Consider the following 20,362-nt stretch of genomic DNA (forward strand, 5'->3'; position numbering starts at 1 on the left):
GTTGACAATTTAGTCACAACAGCACAATTCTCATCACACAAGTTATCACATTTATAACATTGCACAGCGATGAATATCGTCGCTGTTCACCCTGAGAGGTCACGTTATGTCCGAGGTCTCAATCTTAACGCAGCAGCTGGCACGCAAACGTCGGCGGCGCTACACGCTCAGCGGTGTGGTGATCGTGGCGCTGGTAGCCGCCATGGCGCTGGATACCAAAGTAGTGCGCATCGGTTCGGCAGACGACGCGCGTCAGCAGGGCTTCTCCGCAGACAGCTACGGGCAAAAAACCTTTCCCGGCATCCAGCAGGATGTTGAAGCGCGCGCGGTGGATGCCGCCACGCTTGCGGCCGCACTGAACAGCGATCGGCAGCAGGCGGTGGCCAGATACGGTGTCGGCTCGCCGCTGCCGGTGCTGCCGGTCAAACTGCAGGGCGTGGTGCAGCCGGGGCAAATGGGTGTTTTCCCGTTACAGGTCGCCGGTCTGCCGGCGGGCACGCAGCTGCGGTTGCAAACCGGCCCGGCGATTACCGGCACCGATCTGCGTGATGCCAGCGGCAAAATTCAGTTTGGTGATTTTACTAATCAGATCGAATACCAGAACGCCGGGGCGGCGATTAACCGTGCCATGAAAGCGGCGGTGCTGGAGAAACTGGACCGCGACGCGCTGCCGGGCAAAACCGTGCAGGTGGTCGGCGTGTTCCGTCTGCTCAGCCCGACCAACTGGCTGATTACGCCGGTGCGCGTGGAGGTGCAATGAAACCGTTCAACGTCAATCCGGCGCTGCTGAAAGGAGAAGTGATTCTGCAGGCGCGCAACGTCAGCAAAGTGTATGGCTCCACCCATGCGCTGAAAGGCGTCAATTTTGAAATCCGCCGCGGCGAAGTCACCACGCTGTTCGGTGAAAACGGCGCCGGTAAATCGACGCTGATGAAAATTCTTTCTGGCGTGATTACGCCAACATCCGGGGAAATTCTGTTAAACGGCGAAGCAAAGGTGTTCCGTTCGGCCACCGAGGCGCGCGACTGTGGTATCTCGATTATTCATCAGGAGCTGAATCTCGCGCCCAACATGAACGTGCGCGACAACATTTTTATGGGGCGCGAAATCATGCGGCCCGGCGGGGTGGATTACGCCGAAGAGGCGCGGCTGACCCGCCATCTGATGGCGGCGCTGGAGGAGGAGATTGATCCGCTGACGCCGGTGGAGAACCTGCGTCTCGGGCAGCAGCAGATTGTGGAGATCGCCCGCGCGCTGTCGGTGAATTCACAAATCCTGATCATGGATGAACCGACCTCGGCGCTCAGCGCGGCGGAAGTGGCGGTGCTGTTTCAGGTCATCCGAGATCTGACCAGTCAGGGCGTGGCGATTGTGTATATCTCACACCATCTGGAGGAAGCTCTGGAGATCACCGATCGCGCAGTGGTACTGCGTGACGGCGTGATGACCGCCTACGCCCGGCGCGACGAGATCGACCTCGAGTGGATCGTGCGCAACATGGTGGGAGAGCACTTCGACCTCGGTTCACCGCCCGGCGGCTATGCCTTCGGCGGTGACGCGCTGACGGTGCAGGCGTTAACCGTGAAAAGCAAAACCGGCATCCGGCTGGTGGATCAGCTGTCGCTGACGGTGCAGGCCGGCGAGATTGTCTGCATTTATGGTCTGATGGGCGCGGGGCGCACCGAGCTGCTGGAGTGTCTCGCCGGACGGCTGAAGCAGAGCAGCGGGCACATCCTGCTGCAGGATACCGAGATCTCCGCGCTGTCGCTGTCGCAACGCATCAAAATGGGGCTGGCGCTGGTCCCGGAAGATCGCCAGCGCGACGGGCTGGTGCAGACCATGACGGTGGGCGAGAACCTGTCGCTGGCCAGCATCAGCGAGTTTGTGCGCGGGCTGGTGCTGTCAACGCGACGGGAGAAACAGCTGATTAGTGACAGCATTCGTAACGTGACGGTCAAGACTGCCGGCGGTGAGGCGGCTATCGGTTCCCTGTCCGGCGGCAATCAGCAAAAGGTGGTGATCGGCAAAATGCTCGCCACCCGACCCAAAGTGATTCTGCTGGATGAACCGAGCCGCGGCATCGATATCGGTGCCAAAGCCGAAGTGTTTCGTCTGCTGGCGGAGAACGCCAGCAAAGGGCTGGCGGTGGTTTACACCACCTCAGAAGTGGGCGAGTGCCTGAGTATCGCGCACCGCATCGTGGTGATGAGCAAAGGGCGCATCTCGGCCATCTTCGACGCCAGCGTGAGCAAAGAACGCATTATGGCCGCTTCGGGCGAGTCTCTGGTGGCATGACATGAAAAACGGAGCAAACGGTATGACTGACAGAACCCAAACGCTGGATAGCGCACCGCGTGTGGCGAAACCGGCCAGCGGCAAGCGCCTCAACCTGGCGCGGCTGCTGCTGGAAGGGCGTGCCTTTATCGCGCTGCTGGTGATTATCGCCACTTTCTCCCTGCTATCGCCCAACTACTTTACCGGCGCGAACTTCCTCACCATGGCGTCGCATGTGGCCATCTTCGGTTTGCCGGCGATCGGCATGCTGCTGGTGATCCTTAACGGCGGGATTGATTTGTCAGTCGGCTCGACGCTGGGACTGGCCGGGGTGATGGCCGGCTTTATGATGCAGGGCATCAACCTTGAAGCGCTTGGCTTGGTGCTCTATCTGCCAGTGTGGGCGGTGGCAATTCTGACGCTGGTGCTGGGCGCGCTGGTAGGGCTGGTCAACGGCGTGCTGATTGCGATTTTTCGCGTCCCGGCGTTTGTCGCCACGCTCGGCACCATGTATGTGGCGCGCGGTATCGCGCTGCTGATCACCAACGGTCTGACCTACAACAAACTATCCGGCAGCGAAGCGCTGGGCAATACCGGTTTCGACTGGCTCGGTTTTAACCGCCTGTTCAACATCCCGGTCGGTGTGCTGGTGCTCGGCGCAGTGGCGCTGGCCTGCGGTTTCCTGTTGAGTCGCTCGGCGTTTGGCCGCTGGCTGTATGCCTCGGGCGGTAACGAGCGCGCCGCCGATCTTTCCGGCGTGCCGGTGAAACGCATCAAAATCAGCGTCTACGTGCTGTCGGGTATCTGTGCGGCGATGGCCGGGCTGGTGCTCTCTTCGCAGCTGACCTCCGCCGGTCCGACCGCGGGCACCACCTACGAGCTGACCGCCATTGCTGCGGTGGTGATTGGCGGTGCGGCGCTGACCGGAGGACGCGGTAACGTGCGCGGCACGCTGCTGGGCGCGTTCGTGATTGGCTTTCTCTCTGATGGCTTGGTGATTATCGGCGTTTCTGCCTACTGGCAGACGGTGTTCACTGGCGCCGTGATTGTGCTGGCGGTATTGCTCAACACCCTGCAATACGGCCGGCGCGGTCGCTAACCCTGTGCGCGCTGGCCGGCTGGCGCGCGAGTAACCGTAAAACAAACCTGTACCCTAATAATAACGGAGCACCTATGTTCACTAAACGTCTGTTTATCGCCGCCGCCGCGATGGCCATCTCCACCTTTGCCTTACCCAGCTGGGCCAACAACGGCCTGATGACCATCATCGTCAACGATCCCTCCAACCCATACTGGCTGACTGAGGGCCAGGTCGCGCAGAAGGCGGCGGAGAAGCTGGGCTACAGTGCCAAAGTCAGCGCGCACAAAGGGGATACCAACACCGAAAGCCAGCTGATTGATACGGCGATCACCAATAAATCGAAGGCGATCATTCTCGATCCGGCTAACGCCGACGGCTCGATTGGCTCGGTGAAGAAAGCGATTGCCGCCAATATTCCGGTGTTTGTGATCAATGCCGAACTGAACCAGAGCGGGCTGGCTAAAGCGCAGCTGGTGTCGAATAACGCGCAGGGCGCGGCAGTAGGCGCGATGGAGTGGGTGAAGCAGGTGGGTGACAGCGCCAGCTATGTCGAGCTGGTGGGACCGCCGTCGGATAACAACGCCGCCACGCGCGCCAACGGTTTCGATACCGTGCTGTCTCAGTACCCGACGCTGAAGAAAGTCGGCCAGGAAGTGGCGAACTGGGATCGCACCCAGGGCTTCAATAAAATGCAGTCGCTGCTGCAGGCTAATCCGAACATCAAAGGGGTGATCAGCGGTAACGATGAGATGGCGCTGGGAGCCATCGCTGCGCTGAAGGAGGCCGGCAAACTCAGTCAGGTGAAAGTGGGTGGGTTCGACGGTTCACCGGATGCGGTCGACGCGGTTAAAGCCGGTACGCTGGCCTATACCGTGATGCAGCCGGTAGCGCAGTTCGCACAGAAGGCGGTAGAGCAGGCGGACACTTTCCTCAAAACTGGCAAAACCGGGGTGGCACAGGAGAAGCAACTGTTTGACTGTATTCTGATCACCAAAGACAACGCCGGTGATTTCGTTTCGCCGTTTGTCCTGAAGCAGTAAGTCAGCTCACCGATGGCGGCATTTTAGCCGTCATCGGTTGCCTGCTGCGCGCCTGATTTGCAAAAGAAACGTTTACGCGCTGTAATCAAAGCCGAAACTGCATTTCCGCTTCACTTTCCGGACGAAACATGGCGCATAACCCGCAAGAGACCTCCGCTGGTCACTTCCTGAATGAAACCTTACCGGGCGACAGCCGTCAGGCGCGTCAGCTGGCACGACGCCAGCTCATAGCCGAAGCCGTGATGGCCGAAGGCGCGGTGCGTATCGAAGATATTACTGAGCGTTTCGGGATCAGCCTGATGACCGCCCATCGTGATATTGATGAGATGGTCGAGCGCGGGCTGCTGCATAAATCACGCGGCGTGGTCTCTGCCACACCAACCAGCCTGGTGGAATCCAGCGATCTCTACCGTGCCACGCGCCAGCTGGAAGAGAAACAGGCGATTGCCGAAGTGGCCGCTGGCTACCTTGAACCCGGCCAGGCGCTGTTTCTTGATGATTCCACCACCGTGCTGCAGATGGCGCGGCTGCTGCCGGCCAAAGCGCCGCTCACGGTGATCACCAACTCGCTGACGTTAATGAATGAATTACGCAACGGTCGCGATATCACCCTGATGGGTCTCGGCGGCCAGTTTCATCACTGGTGTAACGCCTTTATGGGGCGCATGACGCGAGACGAAATTGCCAGCCTGCGCGCCGATGTGTTTTTTGTCAGCATGTCGGCGATTATTGATGATGCGGTGTTTCACCAGTCGGCCGAGACGGTGGAAACCAAGCGCGCGATGTTCGAGGCGGCGCAGAAGCGCATCCTGATGATGGATAACACCAAGTTTGAGCGGCGCGCACTGCATCGCTTTGCCCACCTGAGCGAGTTTGATGTAGTGATCGTTAATCAGGGCACGCCGGTGCCAGTGCTGCGTCGCCTGCAGGAGCTCGGGGTGAATGTGGTGGTGGCACCGATGAAAACCGGGCAGGGACGCACAGAGGCGTAATGCCCGGCTCGCGCCTTAGCCAAGGCCGATGAAGAAGCCGGCAATGGTGGCGCTCATCAGATTGGAGAGCGTTGCGGCGATCAGCGCGCGCAGGCCCAGCCGCGCGATTTCCGGGGTGCGCTCCGGTGCGACGGCAGAAAAGGCGCCGACCACCACGCCAATCGAACCAAAGTTAGCAAAGCCGCACAGGGCGAACGAGACGATGGCGATGGTTTTGCCGTCGAGCGCGCCCGCCTGATGCAGATAAGGTGAAAAGCTGATGTAGGCGACAAACTCGTTCACCACCAGTTTCTGACCTATCAGGCTGCCCGCCAGCGCCGCATCGTGCCACGCCACGTCCATCAGCCACGCCAGCGGGGCCAGCGCTAAGCCGAGTATTCCCTGCAGGCTGATGTCGCCGTGACCAAACCAGCCGCCGATGCCGCCAAGTATGCCGTTGAGCATCGCGATGATACCGACAAACGCCATCACCACCGTCGCCAGACCGGCGGCTATTTTCATCCCGGTAATCGCTCCGCTGGCGGCGGCTTCAATCAGGCTGCGTGCCGGCGTGTCGCTAAACGACAGGTTGGTAAAAGTCACCTGCGACGCTTCCGTTGCCGGACTGAGCAGCCGGGCGAACAGAATGCCGCCAGGAATGGCCATCAGCGAGGCGGCCAGCAGATATTCAATCGGTACCCCCAGCCCGGCATAGCCGAGCATAGTGGAACCGGCTATTGAAGCCATGCCGCTGCAGATGGCGGTGAACAGTTCGTTGCGATTGAGACGGTTGACGAAGGGTTTGACGATGGCCGGGATCTCATTCTGGCCGAGGAAAATGGTGGTGACCGCCACGAAGGATTCGATCTTACTGATGTTGAGCGCGCGCTGAAAGATGCCGCCCAGCAGGCGAATGATGGCGCCCATCACGCCAATATAGTAGAGCACGCTAACCAGCGCGGTGATAAAGATGATGGCCGGCAGAACGTGAAAAGCGAATACAAAGCCGGCGCCGTTAAACACCTTGTCCATTTGCGGTCCGGCCAGCGCGCCAAACAGAAACGCGCTGCCCGCATCACTGTAAGCCAGCGCCTGATGCACGCCGCTGGCGACTTTTTCCGCCAGCCATTTGCCCGGCGGCAAATAGAGGATCGCGCCGCCGAGGGCAATCTGAATCAGTAACGCGGCACCGGTGGTGCGCAGACTGATGTGCTTTTTATTTACTGACAGCATAAACGCGATCGCCAGTAATACCACCATACCCAGAACACTTCTCATTATATCCATCATGATATTTCCTGATATCAGCCTGGTGAGGTTGCATAGCGGTATGGGCGACCACTTTCTGCCCATATTGTGGGGTTAAAGGATTAGCGGTACCTGCGCACGCAGTCTTCGACTAAATCCCAGAACCAGGCAGTATCCAGCGTGATGCCCACTTTGGTGTTTGCCGGTTTCCCCAGCACATCCAGCGCATCACACACCGTGCGGCCATAGCAGGGACCGCTGTTGACATCGATTTCGACAAACATCGGCTGAACGTTGAAGGCATCCGGATTGATCAGATAGGCGACACAAGTGGCGTCATGCACCGGGCCGCCTGCCAGACCGTAATTGTCGTGCTGGGTTTTCAGCGTAAAATTCATCATATCGCTGAACAGCTTTCCGGCCGGGCCGCCAGCCTTTTCCATGCGGGTAATGATGTCCGGCGTGCACACCGTCTGGTGCGTTAAGTCGAGGCCCATCATCACCAGCGGGGCGCCGGCGGTAAATACCACGCGCGCGGCTTCCGGGTCGGCAAAAATATTGAACTCCGCCGACGGGGTAAAATTACCGGTGCCGTAAGCGCCGCCCATCAGCACGATTTCACGGATTTTAGGAATGATTTTCGGCTGCATGCGCATCGCTACCGCAATATTAGTGAGCGGGCCGACCGGCACCAGCGTGATATCCCCGTCGCTGTTCATCAGCGTATCGATAATAAAGTTCACCGCGTGCTTTGTTTCCGCTTTACGCTTCAGCGGGCCGAACACCGGGCCGTCAAGACCGGTTTCGCCGTGAATATTATCGGCGACGATCTGCTGGCGCATAATCGGCTGCGGCATGCCGGCATAAACTGGCGTGTCGATATTCAGCGTCTGGCAAACGTTCAGGCCATTAACCAGCGTTTTGTCCAGAATTTGATTGCCCGCCACGATACTGATGCCGAGTAATTCAATCGCCGGATGTTTTGCGGCCAGCATGATGGCGATGGCATCATCATGACCGGGATCACAGTCCAGAATAATTTTACGTGCTGTCATGGTTTACTCCTCAGCTTCTTTATTCATCACCTTAATTTCATTGCAGAAATTTTCCGGTGCGGTAGGGTAGAGGCCTTCACCTTAGCAGCGGCGTGACACGCCAGAGTATGAGAAATCTCATAGTGGACATCGAATGATGAAAGAAATAAATAATGACGCGCTGAAGCAGCAGTTAATAATGGCGTCCGGCTATTGCGATAAATTTTCAGCCGATGTGATCCCGCACACACATTTATTTCATCTTCTTGCCGGGGACTATATTGTGCGCGAGGGGACTCTGCCGGCGTATATGTTTTATCTGGCGCGCGGTCGCACCAAACTGTATGTCACACTGGCCAATGGCCGTATTTCGCTGGTGGATTTCTTTAATGCGCCCTGTTTTATTGGCGAGATTGAAGTGCTGGATGAAACGCATGCTTCACGCGCGGTGCAGGCGATTGAAGCCTGCTGGTGCCTGGCGCTGCCGGTGAAAACCTGCCGCACGCTATTGTTAAATGATGCGCAGTTCCTGCGCCACGTCTGTCTCGGTTTAGTGAAAAAGAATTTCCGCAATATTGTCACCTCAACGCGCAATCAGGCGTTTCCGCTGGTTAACCGGCTGGCGGCCTTTATCCTGCTGACCCAGCATGATGGTGTGTATAAAGAGAAGCATACGCAGGTGGCGGAGTACCTTGGCGTGACCTATCGCCACCTGCTGTATGTGTTTGCGCAGTTCAGCGCAGAAGGGGTGCTGCGTAAGCAGCAGGGGGGTTATGCGATCGGTAACCGCGCGGCGCTGACGGCCTTAGCCGAAGAGATGGAACCCGGCGCAGCGCTGCCGGGTCACTGAGGTTTATGCGCCCTGGCGGGTGGCCGCCAGCACGATTTCCCGCACGCATACCGACTGCGGCTGTGAATAGGCGTAATCGATGGCGCTGGCCACATCGTCTGCGCTGAGCACTTTGCCGCCCATTTCGGCTTTCCACGCGTGATAACCGTCCTTGATTGCTTCGCTGGTGGTGTGACTCAACAGCTCGGTTTCAACAGCGCCGGGTGCGATAACGATCACGCGTACATTGTGCGGCGACAGCTCTTCGCGCAGGTTCTCTGACATGCCATGCACAGCGAATTTAGTGCCAACATACACTGTGTGATTAGGAAACGTCTTCCGTCCGGCCACTGAGCTGATATTAATGATCGTGCCGCTTTTACGGTCAATCATGCCTGCGGTGACCGCCTGCACGCCATTGAGCAGGCCTTTCACGTTGACGTCGAACATCTTATCCCATTCGCCGGCATCCTGTTGTTCAATCGCGCCGAGCAGCATCACGCCCGCATTGTTAATCAGCGCATCGACCGGGCCAAACTGCTGCTCAGCATCTTGCACTGCGGCGGTAAATGCGTGGCGATCGGTCACATCAACCGCGCGGCACAGGGTATTGGGCAGGTTCAGTGCCGTCATACGATCGATACGGCGAGCCAGCAGCAGCAGGGCATGTCCACGCGCCGAAAGCAGCTTTGCCGTGGCAAGACCGATACCGGAGCTGGCACCGGTGATGACGATTAAAGGTTTAACATTCTGGGTCATAATGACTTCCTCATAGATAAAATTAATGGCGAAGCTGAGGCGTGCACTTTAAATCGCGCAGAAATTGGTGAAAAATGGTTTATTTCTTTCGCCGATATAATGATTTTCTATGGATAAGCGACAGCTAAAAGCTTTTATCTGCGTGTTTGAGGAGCGCAACATCACGCGCGCCGCACAGTTACTCAATCTGACGCAGCCCGCGCTCTCGGCCACGATCAAACTGCTGGAAGAGGAGCTGGCCACCACGCTTTTTATCCGCAGGCCGCGCGGCGTGGAGGTCACGGAGGACGCTCGCGTCCTGTATCCGCAGGCGCGCAAGATGCTCAGCGATATGCAGGCGCTGGTCACACGCTTTCGGCAGCCGTCGGATTGTCTGCCGCTGAAGATTGGTGTCGAAGGGGATGTCGCGCCCGCCCAGCTGGCGCAACTGCTGACGGCCATCCGGCAACATTTTCCCACGGTGCTGCTTAGCGTCGAGCCCGGCTGCGTGGGCGATATCCGGCTGGCGTGTGAAAGCCTGCGCTGCGAAGACGAGCTGTTTATGCCGCTGTTTGAAGAGCACTACGTGCTGGCGTATCCCGCCAGTCATGCGCTAAATCAGCTGGAAACGCTGACCCATGACCAGTTGCATCCGCTGCCGTGGGTGATGGTGCCGACTGATGAGTCGCATCAGCGGCTGCTGCCGTTTTACGGCGCGGGTGCGGCCGCGGCCAACGCCGGCAGCTACGCGCTGGCGCTGGATCTGGCGGAAGCCGGCTTTGGCGTCACCATTGCGCCGGCGCCGCTGGTTGCCGCGCGTCATCGTCTGGCCTCGCGCGCTTTACCCGGTCAGCCGCTGATGCGGCGTGTCGGCATTTGCTATGCGGTTCAGGCGCAGGCCAATCCGGCGGTAGAACGGCTGCTGGCGCACTTCAGCCACGGCGCGCCTTTGCGTACTTCGTGATAGATCCGGTGCGCTGCCGGGCGCACCGGTTCAAAGCAGATTAGCGCGGGTTCATCATGTCAAATATGGCGTCAAAATTGCCGTCGCGTTCGGCCCAGCGCCGCGCATGGTCGCGCTCCAGCAGCAGTTCGCCGCGCGCGACCGGACCATTTTCCAGCATCTGCAGAATCTGCGCGATATAGTCTTCCAGCGGCATGGCGCGGGGATCGCTGAGCTGGTGATCACCGGTCAGCGCCGTCTGTAAATACGGCGGCAGCATTTCCAGCACCTCGACCGGGGTATTACGCAGCTGATGACGCAGCGAAACCAGCCAGGAATGCAGAAAGGCTTTGCTGGCGCAGTAGGTGGGAAAACTGGCCAGCGGCATGAAGGCCAGCGCGGAACTGGTTGCCATCAGCGTGGCCTGCGGCTGACGGCGCAGCAGCGGCAAAAACGCGGCGGTGACGCGAATCACACCGAGGATGTTGGTCATCACGATTTGCTCAGCAATATCACTGGTCCATTCGTCCGCCGTCACCGTTTCCGGCTGCGAGATACCGGCGTTGGCGATCAGCACGTTGATATGCGGGAACTGCGCGTGAATCGCCGCGGAACAGCGGGCGAGGGCGGTGGCGTCATTAACGTCCAGAGCAAAACCGGTAATGGCCGGGCGCTGGGCGGTGATCTCATCGAGCAGCGCCTGACGTCTGCCGGTGATAATGACGCGGTTACCGCGATCGTGAAAAACCTCGGCCAGCCGGCGGCCAATACCGCTGGTTGCGCCGGTGATGAGCAGGGTGTTGTTGGTCAGCTTCATAATGTGCCTTGTCAGTCAGAGAATGAAAGGCCACGTGCGGTGATGCACTGCTAGCGATCCCGAGAGACAGGATGCGTAGAAAGCGTGAACGATGCCGTGGCGCTGTTCCGGTTTTCCTCTGCGCAGAGGCCCATTCCGGTTCAGGGCGCGTTGGATGACGGTAACGCCTACGGCAAGTCAGAAGTGAGATGCGCGCTTACTATATAGCGAGCCGGGGAGGGATGTCTATCCTGTCGTCCTGTTCCTGCAGACTGTGGCGTTTCGTTTTCTGACCATGATCAGTTATGCTGATTTGTATTAAAAATCATAAAGGAATTATAAAGTGCGCACCCGCGATTCGGCTCGTTTGCTTATTATAAATCCTCTTAATCAGGTTTTATTATTTTGGTTTAAGCATAAAAATAATGCCCTGTCAGGCAGAGAATACTGGGCCACACCCGGCGGAGGCGTTGAACCGGGAGAGACTTTTGAACAGGCAGCTATCAGAGAGCTCAGAGAAGAAACAGGCTTTTATGTCGATGATGTGGGTCAGCCGTTAACTGAGCGCATTTTTGAAATGACGCTTCCCAGCGGTGAGGTGGTTTTGGCAAATGAACGATTTTATTTAATTAAAGTTGGAGATGAAGATATCCGTACCAGTGGTTGGACTGAAAATGAAAAGTCAGTCATTGATAGTTATCACTGGTGGGATCTTACTGAGCTGCGAAACACTCGCGACGTCGTTTATCCAACAAATATTGCTGATCTCTGCACATTGCCGGATTAATTACGCGACGTGTCATAGCGTTGAGCGTATGAATCTATCATTGCCGCTTTCAAATGGAATCTTATTGCAGGTGATCAGAGTATGTTCAGTGGAGCCGACACAAGCTCAGGGAAGCAAAGTTTGAAGCATGAACTCACGGCAATGCTTGCAGAATTTATACAGGTATTTCAGGATTTTCAGCAGGTAGCCTAAAGCGGCCTGGTCAGCTTTGCCCCTGTGATCAATGTTAAAGCTGTTTTTAAATGTCCGCTTTCCAGCTAAATTAAAATGTCCGTCAGGTCTTGCCAAATATCTCCTTGCTATGAGCCTGCAAGTCAGCAAGCGCTTCAAGCAAGTCATTTTCATTCAGTGCCCGTTGGGGCTTCTTGGCTGGATCCTTTTTGCGTGTCCTGTGCGTTGTCGCTACTGACAGCGATCGCGTGTTGTCTCGTTTATCCTGCATCAGCTTAGCTGTAGCCAAGGCATGCCCCAGCCGTTTGTTTTCTACAATCGCTCCCTGGTCAACCTCAGCCAGCCGATCATAGGCAGAGCAGGGAAGTGCAGCATTGTTTCCCCAGAGTTTAATTCTGCCATCGGGATAGTGGTACACCTCAATGTATTTCCCCATTACGCGCCGACTTTTTTCATTATCTTCAAGCAGATACAGAGTTTTATCATACTGAACTGTAAGTGATTTTGAGACCCTGCGAGGTTCCCGCCACGTAAATATCTGTTCCAGATTATCACCAGCATCAAGCGGCCGGTGAACGTCAAAATCGTGCCTTGGTGCCTTCGCAAACCGCCGGTTGTAGTCTGCCATGAACTCAGCGGCAAAGGCGTTGGCGGCTTCCGGCGTGCTGATTTTGCGCAGCCTCAGCTCTTTGACCAACCGATCCTGAAGCGTCAGATGTGCACGCTCCACGCGACCCTTGGCAGAACTGGTGTTGGCGCAGATGCCCGTGATGTTGAGCTCGTTCATCGCACGCCCGAACTGCGTCTGGCCGTCACCGCCAACCGCATTTTTGTTGTTAATGCGAAACACGCTGGCTTTGTCGCTGTAGAATGCCAGCGGTTTACCGTGCTGCTCCAGATAGCCGCGGGTGGCGTCAAAATAGGTGAACGTGGACTCAGATTTTACGAAGTGGAGCTGCATCAGGCGGCTGGTTGCGTCGTCAACATAAACCAGCAGCGTGCAGGCGGGGCCGCGATCCTCAAACCAGCGATGATCGCAGCCGTCAATCTGTATAAGTTCGCCAACGCAGGCGCGACGATACCGTGGCTGCTGGATCCTCGGCGCTCGCATTTTCCGGGGGATCCAAAGTCCCGCTCGAACCATCAGCTGACGCACGGTCTCTTTAGCCAGCACAACGTCATGGAGCTCGGCTAGCTTCTCGCAGGCAAGCGTGGGACCAAAGTCGGCATAGTTATCGCGGATGATGCCCAGAGCAAGCTCAGCAAGGCCCGGCAGAAGCTGGCGATTACCACGCAATCCCCGGCGACGGTTCGCCAGAGCCAGCGGCCCGGACTCGCGATAACGCGCTAACAGACGCCGACAGTGCCGATCCGTTATGCCAAGTCGTTGTGATGCAAGCGAGGTTGTAAGCCGGCCATCAATGACGTCCTGCAGGATCTTGAGGCGGTTAACTTCATTCATCGTAAAGCACTCCGAACCGTAAGCCGTCATCAGTTGCGTCCTCAGCCGGGAAACCCTGGAAAAAGGACGATAATGCGGACATCTCAATATAGCCAGAGGCGGACATCTGAATTTAGCCACTACAGATCAAATGGCGCATAATGTATATTATGTTAAATAAGATATCTGATCACGTATCTCAATCCTTCAGTTTCGCCCTTCACGCCTCTTACCAGGCCTACAACGCATTCCGCCACGGCTTCAGTGAAAACTTATCCCACCAGTCTGTTTGATGGACACCACGGCGTTATCCTGGTGCGCATCAATGCGCACCCTACAGCTGACTGCCCGGTTAGCTTCGCCCGGTGGCTTTCCATGGCTTTAGCTCATCCAGCATGACAACGCTACGCGAAACTTCCCGGTTATCCCTCAGCGCTTTTGTCAGATTTCACGTAGCGCGATCGGTCTGTTTGCTGGATACCACTCACGAGTAACTCTGGTGCGCATCAATGCGCACCCTGCAATGCCTCGCCGCACTGCACAATCGCAGGGTCGCCATTCATGGCGACCGAACCCGGCGCCGTCAGCGGATTGCCACTCTCATTTATCTTTAAAATAATCTTCCGGCATTTGTCCCGGCGGCATGTTGATTACGGCATCATTATCCGGACCTTCATTCTTCATGTAGGTCACTTTGGCAAACTCAGGAATCACCACGTACGGATACGCTGGCCCTTCATCACGGAAACGATGCATATCTTCAATAAATTCATTCTGATAGCAGATGGTTTTTTCCGGATGCTGTCCTTCGCCGGCAATCCACTGCGGGAAAAAGATGGTGCCGTGAATCACCTTGCGGTTGATATCAAACAGCAGACTAACGCAGGTGCCTGTCGGCTCGTGCCAGTCGACTTTATAAATGCCCGGTGCGAACTGCACCGCATTCATGCTTTGATTGGTCACCCAACGGCCACCAACCAATCCCTGATGGATACGATAATCACAGGTCGTCGCGTTGCGCGCGTACCACTCATATTTCCAGCCATTATCATAGGTATAAACGAAATGCGTCCCGACAAACGCAGACAAATCTTTGGAAAATTCATCCGTTATCATGGTGTTATCCATTGTTTTACCTCATCAGCAGTTTGTTGAAGCAGGAATAGTAAGTTATAGCGCCTGTGAGAAAACCAGACGGCAAATTAACAAAAAAATCCGCTTCCTGAGCGTGCAACCGGGTTGACAGTGCCCGTCCCCTGCTCTTTTATCTCCTCTGCACGCCGAGCCAGCTGTGGTTGTTACATTCTGAAGGCGTCATCGGGCCGTTTTCCTGCTAAATCTCGCTGCAATCTTTGCAACAGCGAGGTCAAACGTTCGGCGATGTAATCGGTAAATTCTGCACGTCCCAGCGTTCTGGCAAATACCTGCTGGGGTATGAAACGGCGCATTTCGTTGTAAAAACGTCCGTCTTTGACGATGTTTTCGATACCAGCCAGTCGCTGTTTTAATAATTTTTCATAGTCAGGAATCCGGTAATCCTCGATTTTTTGCCGAATCCAGCCCACATCATACGCAGCGCCTTGCTGCATCAGCCACGGTAAATCCCAGACATCGCGGTAACGAAGATATTTGGTGGTCGCAACCAGGGAAATAAGCTTATCACTCATGATCTCGTCGAGACTTTCACACATCACCAGCGTATCGCTGTAGCCATCCGGCAACACCGGATAATTGCGGCTCAGCGGCAACGGTTTGCGACTGTAAGCGGGAATATTAGCAACTTCGACTTTGATGCGTTGCTTAGGCATATCGCGCTTTTCGGGTGCCGTCGTCACGGAGACCTGCCATTTATCGACCCTGATCTCTTCATAGCCCGGCTGGCGGCGAAGTTCTGCCGGCTCTTTGACCGTAACTTCTAAACCGTAACGCGTGCCGAGATAGTCTTCGATACAGACCTTCATGTTTTTTAAATCTGCACCGGAAAAGTTGATGCCGCCGGCGAAATCCAGGTCCTCGCTAAATCGATTGCCGTCATAGCATAGCCGCAAAGAGGTACCGCCCTGAAACGTCAGATTTTGCAGCAGACCCGCTTTATCCAGACAGTAAAGGATATCGTAGTGTAAAAGCTCTTTTTCCACTACGTTACGCATACCCTCGAGTTGCGCTGAAGCCATGGCCTTAGCGACCAGTTCAGTGAAACTGACTTTCTGATTCATCGTTCGTTTCCGCCTCATCAATCAGATGCGTATTACGCCCCACCCGACGTAAATCGCGCAGTGCGGCTTTTTTAGTTGCCAGGCGCAAAGGTGACTCGCCCAAAATGGTGTCCTGCAAAATTTGTTCAGGCGATCGTTTGGTATGCGTGAATTCGATCACGCCATAAGGCGTAATGTGTTCTTCAGAACGGCCCGTGGTCATAACGGTAAGACGCCCCATCGGGATTTGTGAAATTACCCCGTAAGCCGATAACGCCGATTCCAGGCTCAGGTAGCTGTATTCTCCTCTGCGCAACGTCTGTACGATTCTTTCCAGCGTGTAAGCGTCTTTACTTCTCGCATAGGCGTAAACATAGACGCCACGGCTGGCGCGCTGCAGGATGCCGTCCTTCACCAGACGGTTCAGGCCAGCGTTGAAAGCTTTGTCACTGTCGTCATAAAAGACTTTGGCTAAATCACGCACAGCAAAGACATAGCGCCCCTGCCTGTCAAACGCATTAAGCCGCTCGATTGCCGTCATTTTGTTCATATAAGTCTACGGGAAAACCACATTTATAGAGTATTCATGTGTACATGATTTGCCCTGCACTTTCAAGTGCACATTAATACCAGCAATAAGTAGTATTCATGTGCACTTAATCCACCTGCTTCAAATCGGAAAACTCTCCGTTAGTGTTACCAAAATCGCATGCCGGTTAAATGCAGGGTTCTGGCGATGCCACCGACAGCGATCAGCGCCAGCACAATGCCCAACCCCGCCATCGCTTCAAATCCAAGGTGTCTGAACAGCAGATAACCGACAACGCAGCCGGAAAGAAATGAGAAAATCGTGACCAGATGAGTAAAAAGCACAGTTCGGTGGCCATCGCGATCGGCGGCCTCGCTTTGACTGAAGGATGCGCGCAGCCAGGAGCCTAACGCGATGCCGGCGTCGGTCAGTGTGCCGGTCACGTGCGTGGAGCGAACGCGACCGGAGGAAAGCTGGGTCGAGGTTGAGTTATGGATACCCATCAGCAGACTCAGCGTAACCAGAATTTCGCCGTTGTTTCGTTCGGAATACCACAGAATTTCTACCAGGGAGGTCAGCAGCAGGAAAATACCCTCGGCCAGCAGCACCAGACAGTAAATGGTGCGCAGATTCCGCTTCAGGCCGTAAGCTACCGTCAAACGCGCCAGCATGGCACCGCAGACAAAAGCAAAAATCAGCACGGCCAGAAACAGCAGATCGTGCAGGTCAGAACCATTCACCTCTGCCGAAATTTGCGAGGTATTGCCGGTCATATGGGAAGGGAAAAAGCCAAATGCGCCAAATGCCATGGCGTTAAGGATACCGGCCGTGGTGGCCAGCGTTAACGCCAGCAGGCGGTCTTCGCTGTGAGAGCGGATTTTCTTCTTGCGCAACAGCATAATCTATTCAGCACTCCTTTGAGAGATTCTCGGGTTGGTCGGGTCTCATCCTTATCAAGCATAGCGGCTATGCTCCGACTCACGGCTAATCCTCTGCTTTTATTACTTTTAAATCCTCCGCTGCCACATCGTGTCGCTGTCATTTTTTTGTCATTTCCACGTCAGCGGATTGTTGGTCCCCGGCGCTTACAGTGGTGCATGAACCCCGATTAATTATGAGGACCGATCATGACATTACGCAAAATCACGGCGCTGACGGCGCTGGTAATCTCTGCCCTAAGTGCCGGACTGGCGCACGCCGATAGCGCTGCCGCGCCGCAGGAAGTAAAAAATATTGTGCTGGTCCATGGCCTGTACGCTGATGGATCCAGCTGGGGCAAAGTCATCCCACTGTTGCAGGCGAAAGGTCTGCACGTCACCGCGGTACAAAACCCAACGACGTCGCTGAATGATGACGTGGCGGCGGTGAAACGCGCGCTGGCACAGCAGGATGGACCGGTGATTCTGGTTGCGCACTCCTACGGCGGCATGGTTATCAGTCAGGCGGGCGATGAACCTGAAGTGAAGGGGTTGGTGTATATCGCGGCGCGCGCGCCGGAGGCCGGTGAAGATTATCCGGCGCTCACCAAAAAGTTCCCTGCGGCACCGGTTGCCGCTGGCCTGAAGTGGCGTGACGATGGCTTTGGCGCGCTCAGTGAACAGGCGTTTATCCATGACTTTGCCGGCGATCTGCCAGAAAGCGAAGCGCGGGCTTATTACGCCGTTCAGCAGCCGATGGGTAAAGCCATTACCCAGGCGAAAACCAGCGTGGCGGCCTGGCATAGCAAACCGAGCTGGTATGCGGTGTCGACGGAGGATCACACTATCAATCCGGATCTGCAGCGCTTTATGGCGAAACGCATGCATGCGCAGACCATCGAACTCAAGGCCAGCCATGTGTCGCTGATTTCCCAGCCGCAGGCGGTGGCAAATCTGATTATGAAAGCCGCGCACGTACCGGGGTATTGAGCGCACCCTTACCGGGTGCATGTTTGATAGCGGCGCAATTTATTGCGTGATAAATCGCGCCGCTAGAAAGGGTGCGCGCCCTGCCTCACGAATGCGCTGGGGCACTCTTCATATCCAGTTCATAAACCACACAGGGCTGGTCGTAATGCTGCTCGATACCGCGATAGCGCATACCCAGCCGCTGCATCACCCGGTGGGAAGCAAGATTTTCCGGATGTGCCACCGCCACCAGATAATCCACGCCAATCTGCCCGGTAGCAAACTGCACAATCGCCGTGGCGGCTTCGGTGGCATACCCTTTCCCCTGACTGCTGCGCAACAGTCGCCAGCCAATTTCCAGCGGCGCCTGTTCCTGATGGGCCAGATGCTGCAGACAAGCCGCTCCGACGATGTCATCGCTGCTCTTCTCGCGCAGCGCCCACCAGGAAAAACCATAGCGCTGCCAGCGTTGCTGCACGCGCTCAATGGTCGCCAGCGTCTCGTCCTCGCTCTTCACCTGTCCCTCATTGATATAACGCATGATTTCCGGGTCATCATCCATCGCGCGCAAGCCGGTGAGGTGGCTTAGCGCAAAGGGTTCCAGTCGTAAGCGTTCTGTTTCAATCACTGCCTGCATGATTCCCTCCCCGGGTTGTCCTGATCGCCACAGTTAGTGGGTCTGTAGTTAGCGCATCATCGCCTTTGTGCGCGTCCGTTACCGGACAATCTCCTGACATTAACGGACAACATTGCCAGCGTCATCACAATTTCCAATGACCGGTCAGCTTGTAACCTCATCAACCTCGTGACAATATCGCTACATGTATATACATGTATGTTTCGTGACATTTACTACTGACTAACAAGAAAAATCAATGACTAACCACCTTTAGCCGTTCCAGCGAGGAAACTATGTCCGCTCAGATACCTGCCGCAGATTATTCAGGTGCAGAGAAACAGCGCCTGTCAGAAACACGTTCCATTGATTACATCCCGCTCAGCGAGCGTCACGGGCATCCGTTTAGCCAGTTCACGTTGTGGTTTGGCGGCAATTTGCAGATCACCGCCATTGTTACCGGTGCGCTGGCGGTGGTGCTGGGCGGCGATGTGGTGTGGTCGATTGTCGGTTTACTGGTGGGACAGATCGTCGGCGCGGCCATCATGTCGCTGCACGCGATTCAGGGCCCGCGCCTTGGCCTGCCGCAGATGATCACCAGCCGTATGCAGTTTGGCGTGTTTGGCGCGGTGATCCCGCTGGTGCTGGTGTGCATTATGTATGTGGGCTTCTCGGCCAGCGGCACGGTACTGGCCGGCCAGGCGCTGGCGAAGCTGGTCAACGTCAGCAATGCAGCCGGCATGATCATCTTCAGCGCCATCATCATCGTGATTGCGGTGCTCGGCTATCGGGTGATTCATAAACTCGGCAAAGTGGCCAGCGTCATCGGCGTGCTGGCGTTTGTTTACCTGTTCATCACCCTACTCTCCAGCCACGATTTAGCGACCGTCTGGCAAAATCAGCACTTCAGCGTTGCCAGTTTTCTGCTGGCGGTATCGCTCTCCTCGTCATGGCAGATTGCGTTTTGCCCGTATGTGTCGGACTACTCGCGCTATCTGCCGGTGGATGTCTCCGCGAAAAAGCTGTTCAGTTCGGTGTTTTTTGGCACCGTGCTGGGCACGCAGGCATCCATGACGCTGGGCGTCATTGTGGCTGCAATTGCGGGTAAAGCGTTCTCCGGTAATGAAGTGGGCTACATCGTCGGGCTGGGCAGTAGCGCCACCATGGCGATGGTTATCTACTTCGCCATCTGCTTTGGCAAAATCACCTTCACTACGCTCAATGCCTACGGCAGCTTTATGTCGCTGACCACCATTGTCTCCGGTTTTCGCCAGCAAACCGCGATCAGCCGTGGCGGACGTATCCTGTTTGTGGTGCTGATGGTGACGCTCTCCTGCATCATTGCGCTGCTCAGCGAACCGGCGTTTCTCAAATCATTTACCCACTTCCTGCTGTTCCTGCTGGCCTTTTTTGTGCCGTGGAGCGCCATCAGCCTGACGGATTTTTATCTGATTACCAAAGGGAAAGTCGATGTGCCCGCGCTGTCGCAACCGGATGGCCGCTACGGTCGCTGGAACTGGGCCGGCATTATCATTTACTTCCTCGGGGTGCTGGTACAGCTGCCGTTCATTGATAACCCGCTGCATCATGGTTCCCTGACGTGGATTTTTGCCGGCAACGATGTGTCATGGATCATCGGCTGGTTTGTTACCGCATTGCTGTGGCTGGCCGCACGTCGCTTTGATCGACGCGGGAAACTGGCCGACTCTGTTTATCCTCAGTGACGTTGTCACATATTAGTGCTGCGGCGCGTGTTTTCGCGCCGCCCTCATCGGCAATATCC

Annotated in this window: 20 protein-coding genes; 10 read left to right on the forward strand and 10 right to left on the reverse strand. The window is 56.1% G+C overall.

Translation table 11 applies throughout. The annotated features are described in order from the left end of the window. Positions 1–106: 106 nt before the first annotated feature. The 5 genes from KOL70_RS05145 (at position 107) to KOL70_RS05165 (ending at position 5,387) form a co-directional block, all read left to right on the forward strand. On the forward strand, positions 107–760 hold the full coding sequence (locus KOL70_RS05145; protein WP_021506049.1) for a DUF2291 domain-containing protein: 654 nt from the start codon (positions 107–109) through the stop codon (positions 758–760). After that, a complete protein-coding gene (locus KOL70_RS05150; RefSeq protein ID WP_021506048.1) occupies positions 757–2,295 on the forward strand; it encodes a sugar ABC transporter ATP-binding protein in 1,539 nt (512 codons plus the stop codon). The genes KOL70_RS05145 and KOL70_RS05150 overlap by 4 nt, the downstream gene beginning before the upstream one ends. A 22-nt stretch (positions 2,296–2,317) precedes the next feature. Next, positions 2,318–3,373: an ABC transporter permease gene (locus KOL70_RS05155; protein ID WP_104187122.1), complete on the forward strand. Its 1,056-nt coding sequence runs from the start codon at positions 2,318–2,320 to the stop codon at positions 3,371–3,373. A 74-nt stretch (positions 3,374–3,447) separates the two neighbouring features. Beyond that, on the forward strand, positions 3,448–4,395 hold the full coding sequence (locus KOL70_RS05160) for a D-ribose ABC transporter substrate-binding protein (protein WP_058758551.1): 948 nt from the start codon (positions 3,448–3,450) through the stop codon (positions 4,393–4,395). Positions 4,396–4,523: 128 nt separating this feature from the next. Further along, a complete protein-coding gene (locus KOL70_RS05165) occupies positions 4,524–5,387 on the forward strand; it encodes a DeoR/GlpR family DNA-binding transcription regulator (RefSeq protein ID WP_021506045.1) in 864 nt (287 codons plus the stop codon). Between the two features lie 15 nt (positions 5,388–5,402). Here KOL70_RS05165 and KOL70_RS05170 read toward each other — a convergent pair whose 3' ends face one another. Then, a complete protein-coding gene (locus KOL70_RS05170) occupies positions 5,403–6,653 on the reverse strand; it encodes a NupC/NupG family nucleoside CNT transporter (RefSeq protein WP_215480939.1) in 1,251 nt (416 codons plus the stop codon). Between the two features lie 83 nt (positions 6,654–6,736). Next, positions 6,737–7,669 (reverse strand): ribosylpyrimidine nucleosidase, encoded by a 933-nt coding sequence (gene rihB / locus KOL70_RS05175; RefSeq protein ID WP_058780567.1) that lies wholly within the window; start codon positions 7,667–7,669, stop codon positions 6,737–6,739. A 136-nt stretch (positions 7,670–7,805) separates the two neighbouring features. Here rihB and yeiL point away from each other — a divergent pair, with 136 nt between their 5' ends. Further along, positions 7,806–8,498, forward strand: coding sequence for a transcriptional regulator YeiL (gene yeiL, locus KOL70_RS05180; protein ID WP_215480940.1), 693 nt, complete (start codon positions 7,806–7,808; stop codon positions 8,496–8,498). Positions 8,499–8,501: 3 nt separating this feature from the next. Here yeiL and KOL70_RS05185 read toward each other — a convergent pair whose 3' ends face one another. Then, positions 8,502–9,236 carry an SDR family oxidoreductase gene (locus KOL70_RS05185; protein ID WP_215480313.1) on the reverse strand — a complete coding sequence of 245 codons (735 nt, stop codon included), beginning with the start codon at positions 9,234–9,236 and terminating at the stop codon, positions 8,502–8,504. A 109-nt stretch (positions 9,237–9,345) separates the two neighbouring features. On the opposite strand from KOL70_RS05185, the gene KOL70_RS05190 reads away from it, so the two are divergent. Then, positions 9,346–10,179, forward strand: a complete 834-nt coding sequence (locus KOL70_RS05190) for a LysR family transcriptional regulator (protein ID WP_215480314.1) — start codon at positions 9,346–9,348, stop codon at positions 10,177–10,179. A gap of 40 nt (positions 10,180–10,219) precedes the next feature. Here KOL70_RS05190 and KOL70_RS05195 read toward each other — a convergent pair whose 3' ends face one another. Beyond that, the gene (locus KOL70_RS05195; RefSeq protein ID WP_215480315.1) at positions 10,220–10,975 is read right to left on the reverse strand and encodes an SDR family oxidoreductase; all 756 of its coding nucleotides are present in this window, start codon (positions 10,973–10,975) and stop codon (positions 10,220–10,222) included. Positions 10,976–11,297: 322 nt separating this feature from the next. Here KOL70_RS05195 and KOL70_RS05200 point away from each other — a divergent pair, with 322 nt between their 5' ends. Continuing rightward, the gene (locus KOL70_RS05200) at positions 11,298–11,741 is read left to right on the forward strand and encodes an NUDIX hydrolase (protein ID WP_058780564.1); all 444 of its coding nucleotides are present in this window, start codon (positions 11,298–11,300) and stop codon (positions 11,739–11,741) included. Between the two features lie 274 nt (positions 11,742–12,015). Here KOL70_RS05200 and KOL70_RS05205 read toward each other — a convergent pair whose 3' ends face one another. From KOL70_RS05205 to KOL70_RS05225, 5 genes are all read right to left on the reverse strand, one after another. Beyond that, positions 12,016–13,404 (reverse strand): ISNCY family transposase, encoded by a 1,389-nt coding sequence (locus KOL70_RS05205; RefSeq protein ID WP_215480316.1) that lies wholly within the window; start codon positions 13,402–13,404, stop codon positions 12,016–12,018. A 549-nt stretch (positions 13,405–13,953) separates the two neighbouring features. Continuing rightward, positions 13,954–14,469 (reverse strand): phenolic acid decarboxylase, encoded by a 516-nt coding sequence (locus KOL70_RS05210; RefSeq protein WP_058758650.1) that lies wholly within the window; start codon positions 14,467–14,469, stop codon positions 13,954–13,956. Positions 14,470–14,651: 182 nt separating this feature from the next. Continuing rightward, positions 14,652–15,569, reverse strand: coding sequence for a nucleotidyl transferase AbiEii/AbiGii toxin family protein (locus KOL70_RS05215; RefSeq protein ID WP_058780563.1), 918 nt, complete (start codon positions 15,567–15,569; stop codon positions 14,652–14,654). Continuing rightward, positions 15,544–16,098 carry a type IV toxin-antitoxin system AbiEi family antitoxin gene (gene abiEi / locus KOL70_RS05220; protein ID WP_021506034.1) on the reverse strand — a complete coding sequence of 185 codons (555 nt, stop codon included), beginning with the start codon at positions 16,096–16,098 and terminating at the stop codon, positions 15,544–15,546. The genes KOL70_RS05215 and abiEi overlap by 26 nt, the downstream gene beginning before the upstream one ends. Before the next feature lie 146 nt (positions 16,099–16,244). Beyond that, complete coding sequence (locus KOL70_RS05225) at positions 16,245–16,976, reverse strand: YoaK family protein (RefSeq protein ID WP_021506033.1); 732 nt, start codon at positions 16,974–16,976, stop codon at positions 16,245–16,247. Between the two features lie 228 nt (positions 16,977–17,204). On the opposite strand from KOL70_RS05225, the gene KOL70_RS05230 reads away from it, so the two are divergent. Further along, on the forward strand, positions 17,205–17,984 hold the full coding sequence (locus tag KOL70_RS05230; protein ID WP_021506032.1) for an alpha/beta hydrolase: 780 nt from the start codon (positions 17,205–17,207) through the stop codon (positions 17,982–17,984). Between the two features lie 85 nt (positions 17,985–18,069). On the opposite strand, the gene KOL70_RS05235 is transcribed toward KOL70_RS05230, so the two are convergent. Further along, positions 18,070–18,600, reverse strand: a complete 531-nt coding sequence (locus tag KOL70_RS05235; protein ID WP_059008837.1) for a GNAT family N-acetyltransferase — start codon at positions 18,598–18,600, stop codon at positions 18,070–18,072. Between the two features lie 275 nt (positions 18,601–18,875). On the opposite strand from KOL70_RS05235, the gene KOL70_RS05240 reads away from it, so the two are divergent. Next, on the forward strand, positions 18,876–20,303 hold the full coding sequence (locus KOL70_RS05240) for a cytosine permease (RefSeq protein WP_215480317.1): 1,428 nt from the start codon (positions 18,876–18,878) through the stop codon (positions 20,301–20,303). Positions 20,304–20,362: the final 59 nt, after the last annotated feature.

This window comes from Pantoea sp. B270 (assembly GCF_018726825.1).
GTDB classification, from domain to species: domain Bacteria; phylum Pseudomonadota; class Gammaproteobacteria; order Enterobacterales; family Enterobacteriaceae; genus Pantoea; species Pantoea dispersa.

Coding starts and splice junctions, on each gene's coding strand:
- KOL70_RS05145 (WP_021506049.1), top strand. CDS start 107: ATGTCCGAGGTCTCAATCTTAACGCAGCAGCTGGCACGCAAACGTCGG.
- KOL70_RS05150 (WP_021506048.1), top strand. CDS start 757: ATGAAACCGTTCAACGTCAATCCGGCGCTGCTGAAAGGAGAAGTGATT.
- KOL70_RS05155 (WP_104187122.1), top strand. CDS start 2,318: ATGACTGACAGAACCCAAACGCTGGATAGCGCACCGCGTGTGGCGAAA.
- KOL70_RS05160 (WP_058758551.1), top strand. CDS start 3,448: ATGTTCACTAAACGTCTGTTTATCGCCGCCGCCGCGATGGCCATCTCC.
- KOL70_RS05165 (WP_021506045.1), top strand. CDS start 4,524: ATGGCGCATAACCCGCAAGAGACCTCCGCTGGTCACTTCCTGAATGAA.
- KOL70_RS05170 (WP_215480939.1), bottom strand. CDS start 6,653: ATGGATATAATGAGAAGTGTTCTGGGTATGGTGGTATTACTGGCGATC.
- rihB (WP_058780567.1), bottom strand. CDS start 7,669: ATGACAGCACGTAAAATTATTCTGGACTGTGATCCCGGTCATGATGAT.
- yeiL (WP_215480940.1), top strand. CDS start 7,806: ATGAAAGAAATAAATAATGACGCGCTGAAGCAGCAGTTAATAATGGCG.
- KOL70_RS05185 (WP_215480313.1), bottom strand. CDS start 9,236: ATGACCCAGAATGTTAAACCTTTAATCGTCATCACCGGTGCCAGCTCC.
- KOL70_RS05190 (WP_215480314.1), top strand. CDS start 9,346: ATGGATAAGCGACAGCTAAAAGCTTTTATCTGCGTGTTTGAGGAGCGC.
- KOL70_RS05195 (WP_215480315.1), bottom strand. CDS start 10,975: ATGAAGCTGACCAACAACACCCTGCTCATCACCGGCGCAACCAGCGGT.
- KOL70_RS05205 (WP_215480316.1), bottom strand. CDS start 13,404: ATGACGGCTTACGGTTCGGAGTGCTTTACGATGAATGAAGTTAACCGC.
- KOL70_RS05210 (WP_058758650.1), bottom strand. CDS start 14,469: ATGATAACGGATGAATTTTCCAAAGATTTGTCTGCGTTTGTCGGGACG.
- KOL70_RS05215 (WP_058780563.1), bottom strand. CDS start 15,569: ATGAATCAGAAAGTCAGTTTCACTGAACTGGTCGCTAAGGCCATGGCT.
- abiEi (WP_021506034.1), bottom strand. CDS start 16,098: ATGAACAAAATGACGGCAATCGAGCGGCTTAATGCGTTTGACAGGCAG.
- KOL70_RS05225 (WP_021506033.1), bottom strand. CDS start 16,976: ATGCTGTTGCGCAAGAAGAAAATCCGCTCTCACAGCGAAGACCGCCTG.
- KOL70_RS05230 (WP_021506032.1), top strand. CDS start 17,205: ATGACATTACGCAAAATCACGGCGCTGACGGCGCTGGTAATCTCTGCC.
- KOL70_RS05235 (WP_059008837.1), bottom strand. CDS start 18,600: ATGCAGGCAGTGATTGAAACAGAACGCTTACGACTGGAACCCTTTGCG.
- KOL70_RS05240 (WP_215480317.1), top strand. CDS start 18,876: ATGTCCGCTCAGATACCTGCCGCAGATTATTCAGGTGCAGAGAAACAG.